Below are 7,852 nucleotides of genomic sequence, written 5' to 3'. Positions count from 1 at the left end.
CGCCTTGGTCAGGCAGTCGCGTTCGGCCACAAAGGCGTGGAACAGCTTGGTGATGCCCTCGCAATGGAGGCTCTCGTCGCGCACCGACCAGCTGACGATCTGGCCCATGCCCTTCATCTTGTTGAAGCGCGGGAAGTTCATCAGCATGGCGAAGCTGGCGAACAGCTGCAGCCCTTCGGTGAAGCCGCCGAACATGGCGAGCGTCCGGGCGATGTTCTCGTCGGTGTCGACGGTGAAGGTCGCCATATAGTCGTGCTTGTCCTTCATCTCCTTGTACTGGAGGAACATGCCATACTCGCTTTCGGGCATGCCGATGGTGTCGAGCAGGTGGCTGTAGGCGGCGATGTGGACCGTCTCCATGTTCGAGAAGGCGGCGAGCATCATCTTGATCTCGGTCGGCTTGAACACGCTGCTGTATTTTTCGTGATAGCAGTCCTGCACCTCGACGTCGGCCTGGGTGAAGAAGCGGAAGATCTGGGTCAGCAGGTTGCGTTCGTGGTCGCTGAGTTTCTGCGCCCAGTCGCGGCAATCCTCGCCCAACGGCACTTCCTCGGGCATCCAGTGGATCTGCTGCTGACGCTTCCAGAAATCGAACGCCCACGGGTATTCGAACGGCTTGTACTGCTTGCGGGCTTCGAGAAGGGACATCAGACTCTCCTGTCTTATCGGTTGATATGGGGGTGGGCGGTGCTTCGTGCACGGCGGCGGAGGATGGCGACGCTGTTCGGGGCGAGCGGGGTGTCGTGGCCGTAGAGCCGCTGCAGCGCGATTTCGATGGTGCGGTGGATCAGCCGCCGCGCCTGCTCGACGCCGCCGGCGGGGCGGGCGGGATTGCCGAGATGGACCGGGTCGAACGGCAGCCCGGCGACGAGCTGGCGCATGATGTCGGCCGACAGGACGGTGCGGTGGGTCATGTCGCCATGCTGGTGGACGCGGCCGAACGGCGACTGGCCGTTGGGATAGCGTGCGACGAGCAGCCCGCCGTCCTCGAGCAACTCGGCGGTGGTCGCGAGCAGCCCGGGGAGCGCGGCGATGTCGAGATGCTCGAACACGTCGAACGCCGCGACCAGCGCGAAGCGCGCGCGGGCGGCGGGGAGGAGGGCGGCGATATCCTCGGGCTCGACGACCACCCCCGCGGCGGCACCGCGCGCGGCGAGGTCGGGCTGGAGCTCGGTACCGTGGACAACCGCGCCCTCGTCCTTCGCCCAGGCGAGGAAGCCGCCGTTGCCGAAGCCGAGCTCAAGCACCGGCTTGCCGGCGATGCGATGCCCGCGCAGTTCGTTGGCGTAATAGCTGCGCTCGGTCGGCGACGGCACCATGAACGAGCCCGCGTCCCACGCCTTCCACTCGGCATAGCTGGCGTAATCGGTCGAGGTGGGCAAAGGGGCGGGGCGCGCGGTCACCAGAACAGCTTCTTGCCATCGTGATGCTTGTGGCCGCGGCGGCGGTACATGATCACGTACATCCACATTCCCGACACGGCGAAGAAGGTCATCGCGATGCCGGCGAGGGTCTGGATGATCGTCCCGAACGGGCCGAACCATTCGCCCGAGTGGAGGTGCTGGAGGAGTTCGTGGAGCTGATGCGCCTTGCTCTGCGGTGGGCGTGGCGGGGCAGGCGTGGCGGAGGCGGCAGCGGCAGAAGCGGCGAGCGGATGTGCGGCGGCGATCGCGGTGGGCCTGGCGGCCTGCGCGTCCTGGTCATGCTCTTGCGCGCGCGCCGCGGGGACCAGCGCCGGGCGGTCCTCGTCTTCGCCGAACAGGCCCTTGTCGTAAATCTCGACCGCCTGCATCGCGATCCCGGTGAGCGCGACCCACAGCAGGATCAGCCCGAACGGAAGCGACAGCCAGCGATGATAGCGGCGCCAGTTCACTGGCTCGCGCTCTGGTTGAAGTCGAGTGGCCTGACCGTCGAATAGCCGATCGCGAAACCGGCAAGCAGCATCCCGAACGCCGCGAGCATCATGCCGGCGATGAGCAGGCCCTGCTTCGCCGGCTCGCTGGGCTTGATCCGGAGCAGCGCGCGGACCAGCGAAGGGCGCAGCAGCATGACCAGCCCGACGAGCAGCGCGCCGATCCCGGCGATGGTGAAGAGAAGGTTGGCGGGGGTCAAATTCCCTCTCCCCCCGGGAGAGGGAGGGGCCCAGCCGCAGGCTGGGAGGGTGAGGGTGACAAGGCGTCAGAAATGCTCGCGATCACCCCGTCCATGCTTTCAACGATGTCATTGTTCCAGAAACGGAGAACGCGATAGCCTTGGCGCTCGATGAAGCGAGTACGGGTCGCGTCGTACGCAAGCGCCTCCGCATGCTGGCCGCCGTCGGCCTCGACGACCAAACGTTCGGCGAAACAGGCGAAATCAGCGAAATAGGGACCGATCGGCATTTGCCGGCGCCAGCGCAGGCCAGGAAAGCTCGCGCGAAGCGCGCGCCACAGCAATTGCTCGGGCATGGTTGAATCCCGGCGGAGCTGGCGAGCGCGGCCGACGGTCCCGGAGGGCTGATTGTGATAATGACGCAATCGATCACCCTCACCCTTCCGCGGCTGCGCCGCTCCCTCCCTCTCCCGGTGGGAGAGGGAGTTTACTGACACGCCAGACACTCGTCGTAATCGGTCGAGCTCAGCTCATACTTGGGCGCTTCGGCGGTGTTGTCGGCCTCGACCCCGCCGGCGAACCCGGCCCGCTGGACCGACTTGCTCCGCAGGTAATAGAGCGACTTGATGCCGAGCTCCCACGCGCGGAAGTGGAGCATCATCAGGTCCCACTTGTCGACGTCGGCGGGGATGAACAGGTTCAGCGACTGCGCCTGGTCGATGAATGGCGTACGGTCGGCCGACAGTTCGAGCAGCCAGCGCTGGTCGATCTCGAAACTGGTCTTGTAGGTGTCCTTCTCGTCCTGGGTCAGGAAATCGAGGTGCTGGACCGACCCGCCCTGCTCGAGGATCGAGTTCCACACATTGGCGCTGTCCTTCGACTTGGTCGCCAGCAATTTCTCGAGAAACGGGTTCTTGATCGAGAAGGAGCCCGACAGCGTCTTGTGGGTGTAGATGTTGGCCGGGATCGGCTCGATGCACGCGCTCGTGCCGCCGCAGATGATCGAGATCGACGCGGTCGGGGCGATCGCCATCTTGCAGGAAAAGCGCTCCATCACCCCCATGTCGGCGGCGTCGGGGCAGGGGCCACGCTCGTGCGCGAGCATCATCGAGGCCTCGTCGACCTGCGCCCGGATATGCTTGAAGATCTTGAGGTTCCACGACTTGGCCATCGCGCCTTCGAACGGCAGGCCGCGCGCCTGGAGGAACGAGTGGAAGCCCATCACGCCCAAGCCCACCGACCGTTCGCGCTCGCAGCTGTACTTGGCGCGCGCCATCTCGTCGGGAGCGCGGGCGATATAGTCGGACAGGACATTGTCGAGGAAGCGCATCACGTCCTCGATGAAGTCCTTGTCGCCGTTCCACTCGTCCCAGGTTTCCAGGGCGAGCGAAGACAGGCAGCACACCGCGGTGCGTTCGGCGCCGAGATGATCCTTGCCGGTCGGAAGTGTTATCTCCGAGCAAAGGTTCGACGTGGTAACTTTCAATCCCAGGTCGCGGTGATGCTTGGGCATCGAGCGGTTCACCTGGTCGATGAAGATGATGTACGGCTCGCCGGTCGCGAGGCGCGTTTCGACCAGTTTCTGGAACAGCGAGCGCGCATCGACCGTGCCGCGCGCTGACTGGTCGCGCGGGCTGCGCAGGGTGAATTCCGCGCCCGAGCGGACCGCTTCCATGAACTCGTCGGTGACGAGCACGCCGTGGTGGAGGTTCAACGCCTTGCGGTTGAAGTCGCCCGACGGTTTGCGGATTTCGAGGAACTCCTCGATCTCGGGATGCGAAATATCGAGGTAGCACGCCGCCGACCCGCGCCGCAGCGACCCCTGCGAAATCGCCAAGGTAAGGCTGTCCATCACGCGCACGAACGGGATGATTCCGCTGGTCTTGCCGTTGAGGCCGACCGGCTCGCCGATGCCGCGGACATTGCCCCAGTAAGTGCCGATCCCGCCGCCCTTCGACGCCAGCCAGACATTCTCGTTCCACGTATCGACGATGCCGGTGAGGCTGTCCGACACCGAATTGAGGTAGCACGAGATCGGCAAGCCCCGCCCGGTCCCGCCGTTCGACAGCACCGGGGTCGCCGGCATGAACCACAGCTTCGAGATATAGTCGTAGACCCGCTGGGCGTGATCCTGATCGTCGGCATAAGCCGAGGCGACGCGCGCGAACAAATCCTGGTAGGATTCGCCCGGGAGCAGATAGCGGTCCTTGAGCGTCTCCTTGCCGAAGTCGGTCAGCAGCGCGTCGCGGCTCATATCGGTGACGACGTTGAACGCGCGCGTGTCGATCGTATGGCTGGTGCGCCCGCTCCTGTCATTGGCCAGGGTGGTGGTGACATCGCCCGCGTCGACCGCGCTGCTGCTTGCAAAATCCATCACCGACTCCTGTTCTTCGCGCGGCGCCGAAGGCACCGCCTGTTCTTCTAATGTTCGACTCGCGACCATGGCCACCAGCCTACGCCTTTTCGCACCGTCGCGGACCTTTTTCTGCACCCTGTCCCCGATATCCACAGGGCACAGGACTGCTTCACCGGACATAGGTATATCCAGCCCCAACCACTAGGTGTTGAGAGAAGCCCCCGTCGCTACACAAGGGATAGTGTTTGAATCGAGCCCGAGACGCAAGATCTAAATTAACGAAGGATGTAAAAATCCGTCTCCCAGTGGCGCAATTGCGACAGGCCGAGGAGCTCTCTCCCGACGTCTCCGCGTGTGTCCGGCTCGGCCCTCGCATTAGTGCGAGTGGCGGGCCGGACGGACCACTAACCCGCGCTGTTCGACATCGAACTCGGCGCCAGGACCCGCAACGCGCCAGCGCGGATGCGGTAATCGAGCGGCGGCTTAAGATGCTCGGTCTCGCCGTCGATCGCCACCGCGAGCACCGAGCGATGGCTCGACACGCGCAACCTCTGGACATTGTCGAGGCGGACCATGTCGTCGCCGCGCATCCGCCCGGTCAACGCCCGCAGCGACGCCGCGAGCCGCCCGAGCCGCCCCTTCTTGCGCAACACCATCACGCACAGCCGGCCCTCGTCGAGCGCCCTACGGCTCCCCGCGGCGGGCATTTCAAGCGAATAATCATTATTGCCGACGAACAGCAGCGGCGTCTCGACCGAACCGCCCCTCGTCTCGTTGACCGTCAGCGTCAGCCGCTGATGCTTGAACCGCGCGAGCGTGCGAATGCCCGCGACGACCAGCGCGAATTTCTTCGACCGCCCGAGCCGTTTCTCCTGGGTGTCGCGGTCGACCACCATCAGCGGGTAGAGCCCGAGTGCGCTGTTGTTGATGAACACGCGGCCGTTGAGGTCGGCGGCGTCGACCCGCCGCTCATGCCCGGCGCCGATCACCGCCGCCGCGCCCGCAAGGTCGAACGGCACCCCGAGATCGCGCGCGAAATGGTTGAGTGTGCCCAGCGGCAGCACCCCGAGCACCGTCTCGCTCCCTGCAATCGCCCCGGCCGCCGCACTGATCGTCCCGTCGCCGCCCCCGGCGATGATCAGCGGTGCCCCGGCTTCGACCGCTTCCTTCGCCCGCGCCGCCACGCCCGGCCCGTCGAGCAGTTCGACCTCGCCATCGACCCCTGCCGCACGCAACGCCGCTTCGACCTTCGGCCCGATCTCCGGGTCGCGCTTGGCGGTCCCGCCGCCGTGGTTGATGAGGATGACCGCCTTCACGCCGGGCTTAACCACCGACGCGACAGTTCGGTCCCTCAGCCCTTGGCCACCGCCGCACCCGCCGCGGGACAGTTGCCAACGCGCTTGCCGCTGAGCTCGCGCATCAGCAGATAATCGTCGGGCGTGGTGAAGCTCGTCCCCGTCGTCACCTTTGCGGTGAAGGCGTCGGCGGTGAACTGCCCGTCGACCGAATAGTTGACCGACCCCGCCGCGCCCTTGCGGGTGCAATTCAGCTGGATGTTGAGGATCGCGCTCCTCGAATAGCTTTGCGTCGGGGAGCAGACATCGCCGGTTTCGATGAACAGGCTATGGTCGGGCGTCCCGTCCGCCGCCACGCAGCCCTTGAGCACCGCGACGTCGCCCGCCTTGAGGCTCGACGCCGGCTTGCCCAGATCGGTTGCGGTCAGCGAAATCACCTTGGCCTGGACCTCGTAGGCCCCGGCCTGAAGCTGCTTCGCCTCGCCCGCGCGCTTGTCGACCGGCGGCGCGTCGTCGGAGCAGGCCGCGAGCAGCAGAAGCGGAATGATGACCAGATGACGCATGTTGACGACCCCCCAGGCGCGACCCTTCGCGCTTCACAATGCCGCGCACCATATGCGCAAAGCGGCGTTTGGCAATCACAGGAGAGAGGTGTCTGACGTCGAACTTTCAGGTTCGGGCGCTCTGGAGGGACATTGTTCGGTGGAAAAGCTTGGTTCGCAATCGTTTCCGTGTTCTGGATTAAGGTCGGATGCCGTTTGCCACCCAAAGAACAAGGTTGTGCCACGGGGCAGTTCCCCACAGCGCAAACAGCGCAGCCTCCGAAGAAAGCAAGACCACCGTGCCGCGAACAGTCGCAGCATGGAGGCGTCCATTGAGCACGCGAAGGTCGTAAGCGAACAGTGGGACGAGGAGGAACAAGTCCAGGGCCAACGCGAATGGGCCAAAGCCGTAACCCATTGGTATCCACACGAATCGCTGGATAGCCGCGTCGAGCGACAGGAATAGCGCGAAGGTCATCAAGCGTTTGTGCCATTCAGGTCTACGTCTTTCCCGAACGGCCCACGCCAGAAACAGTCCGAATGTCAGATAAATGAAGGCTCCGGGAAGCTTCCAGTCTAAGTCTTTGGGTGTCAGCCATTGGGGGTGCGCAACGAAGGTTCTAAATTCGACGAAGACCATTGAAGCAAACGCAAGGAAACCGACAAATATAGCGTAAAGGCCTACGCGCCGATGCAGCGCCGTCCGGCCCGTGGCTCCCAAAACCGCTTGCAAGAGAAAGGCACCAAACCAAGCGAACATGATCCCTGCGTGGATATGTAGCACCCAAGGTATTGGAAACGTTCCGGCGGCGAATCTGAGGATCTCCGGAACGAAGCCCAATGCAATGATCAGTCCTGCAAAAACGGCCATGCCCGGAAAGAAATATTGCAGCGGCCGGTGGCGTCGGCGCGAAGGCACAGATTGTAGCGCAAGTTCAGTCATCGCCGCTCCCCCCAACAGCTGTTCCGATGGCACTCCAAACCTCTGAATCCTAACCTTGAGAAGCTGCGCTAGCAACAGCAACGCAAATGACCGTCTCCAGCAGAAACCGTCCCCACACACACCCAATTGTCGCGCGACGTCATTGCCCCCATATCGCAGGTCACATGGCCATCCAGATCCGCACCTCGCTCGACGAGCACGACGTTGGCGACACGTTCATTCCCCACCGCCCGCAGCGCCCCGAAAAGGCCGAGGGCGGGCGGGCGTTCGTGCTCAAGGCCGACTATGTCCCGGCGGGCGATCAACCGACGGCGATCAGGGAATTGACCGAGGGGGCCGAGCAAGGAGAGAAGGACCAGGTGCTCCTTGGCGTCACCGGGTCGGGCAAAACCTTCACCATGGCCAAGGTGATCGAGACGCTCCAGCGGCCGGCGCTGATCCTCGCGCCAAACAAGATCCTCGCGGCGCAACTCTATGGCGAGTTCAAGAGCTATTTTCCCGACAACGCGGTCGAGTTCTTCGTCAGCTACTACGATTATTACCAGCCCGAGGCCTATGTCCCCCGGTCGGACACCTACATCGAGAAGGAAAGCTCGGTGAACGAGGCGATCGACCGGATGCGCCA

The 7,852-nt window shown here is 64.1% G+C and carries 10 protein-coding genes; 1 reads left to right on the top strand and 9 read right to left on the bottom strand.

The features are described 5' to 3' along the window. From Q0R27_RS04570 to Q0R27_RS04530, 9 genes are all read right to left on the bottom strand, one after another. A partial coding sequence (locus Q0R27_RS04570; protein WP_293941440.1) for a ribonucleotide-diphosphate reductase subunit beta occupies positions 1-648 on the bottom strand: 648 nt, incomplete at its 3' end. Between the two features lie 14 nt (positions 649-662). After that, on the bottom strand, positions 663-1,403 hold the full coding sequence (locus Q0R27_RS04565; protein ID WP_293941437.1) for a methyltransferase domain-containing protein: 741 nt from the start codon (positions 1,401-1,403) through the stop codon (positions 663-665). Further along, on the bottom strand, positions 1,400-1,873 hold the full coding sequence (locus Q0R27_RS04560; protein WP_293941435.1) for a PepSY domain-containing protein: 474 nt from the start codon (positions 1,871-1,873) through the stop codon (positions 1,400-1,402). The genes Q0R27_RS04565 and Q0R27_RS04560 overlap by 4 nt, the downstream gene beginning before the upstream one ends. After that, complete coding sequence (locus Q0R27_RS04555) at positions 1,870-2,112, bottom strand: hypothetical protein (RefSeq protein WP_293941432.1); 243 nt, start codon at positions 2,110-2,112, stop codon at positions 1,870-1,872. The genes Q0R27_RS04560 and Q0R27_RS04555 overlap by 4 nt, the downstream gene beginning before the upstream one ends. Then, positions 2,109-2,516, bottom strand: a complete 408-nt coding sequence (locus tag Q0R27_RS04550) for a DUF559 domain-containing protein (protein WP_293941430.1) — start codon at positions 2,514-2,516, stop codon at positions 2,109-2,111. The genes Q0R27_RS04555 and Q0R27_RS04550 overlap by 4 nt, the downstream gene beginning before the upstream one ends. A 62-nt stretch (positions 2,517-2,578) precedes the next feature. After that, complete coding sequence (locus tag Q0R27_RS04545; protein WP_293941427.1) at positions 2,579-4,465, bottom strand: ribonucleoside-diphosphate reductase subunit alpha; 1,887 nt, start codon at positions 4,463-4,465, stop codon at positions 2,579-2,581. A gap of 386 nt (positions 4,466-4,851) precedes the next feature. After that, positions 4,852-5,778, bottom strand: a complete 927-nt coding sequence (locus Q0R27_RS04540; RefSeq protein WP_293941424.1) for a diacylglycerol kinase family protein — start codon at positions 5,776-5,778, stop codon at positions 4,852-4,854. A 20-nt stretch (positions 5,779-5,798) separates the two neighbouring features. Further along, positions 5,799-6,305 carry a DUF3617 family protein gene (locus Q0R27_RS04535; RefSeq protein WP_293941421.1) on the bottom strand — a complete coding sequence of 169 codons (507 nt, stop codon included), beginning with the start codon at positions 6,303-6,305 and terminating at the stop codon, positions 5,799-5,801. 178 nt (positions 6,306-6,483) lie between these two features. Beyond that, complete coding sequence (locus Q0R27_RS04530) at positions 6,484-7,227, bottom strand: hypothetical protein (protein WP_293941418.1); 744 nt, start codon at positions 7,225-7,227, stop codon at positions 6,484-6,486. A 164-nt stretch (positions 7,228-7,391) separates the two neighbouring features. Between Q0R27_RS04530 and Q0R27_RS04525 the strand changes: the two genes are divergently transcribed. Further along, positions 7,392-7,852: DEAD/DEAH box helicase family protein (locus Q0R27_RS04525; protein ID WP_293941415.1), on the top strand; the 461-nt coding region annotated here is incomplete at its 3' end.

This window comes from Sphingomonas sp. (assembly GCF_025362505.1).
Taxonomy (GTDB): Bacteria; Pseudomonadota; Alphaproteobacteria; order Sphingomonadales; family Sphingomonadaceae; genus Sphingomicrobium.
Note: the sequence above shows the minus strand (reverse complement) of the source record. Positions and strands in the feature narration are given on the sequence as shown.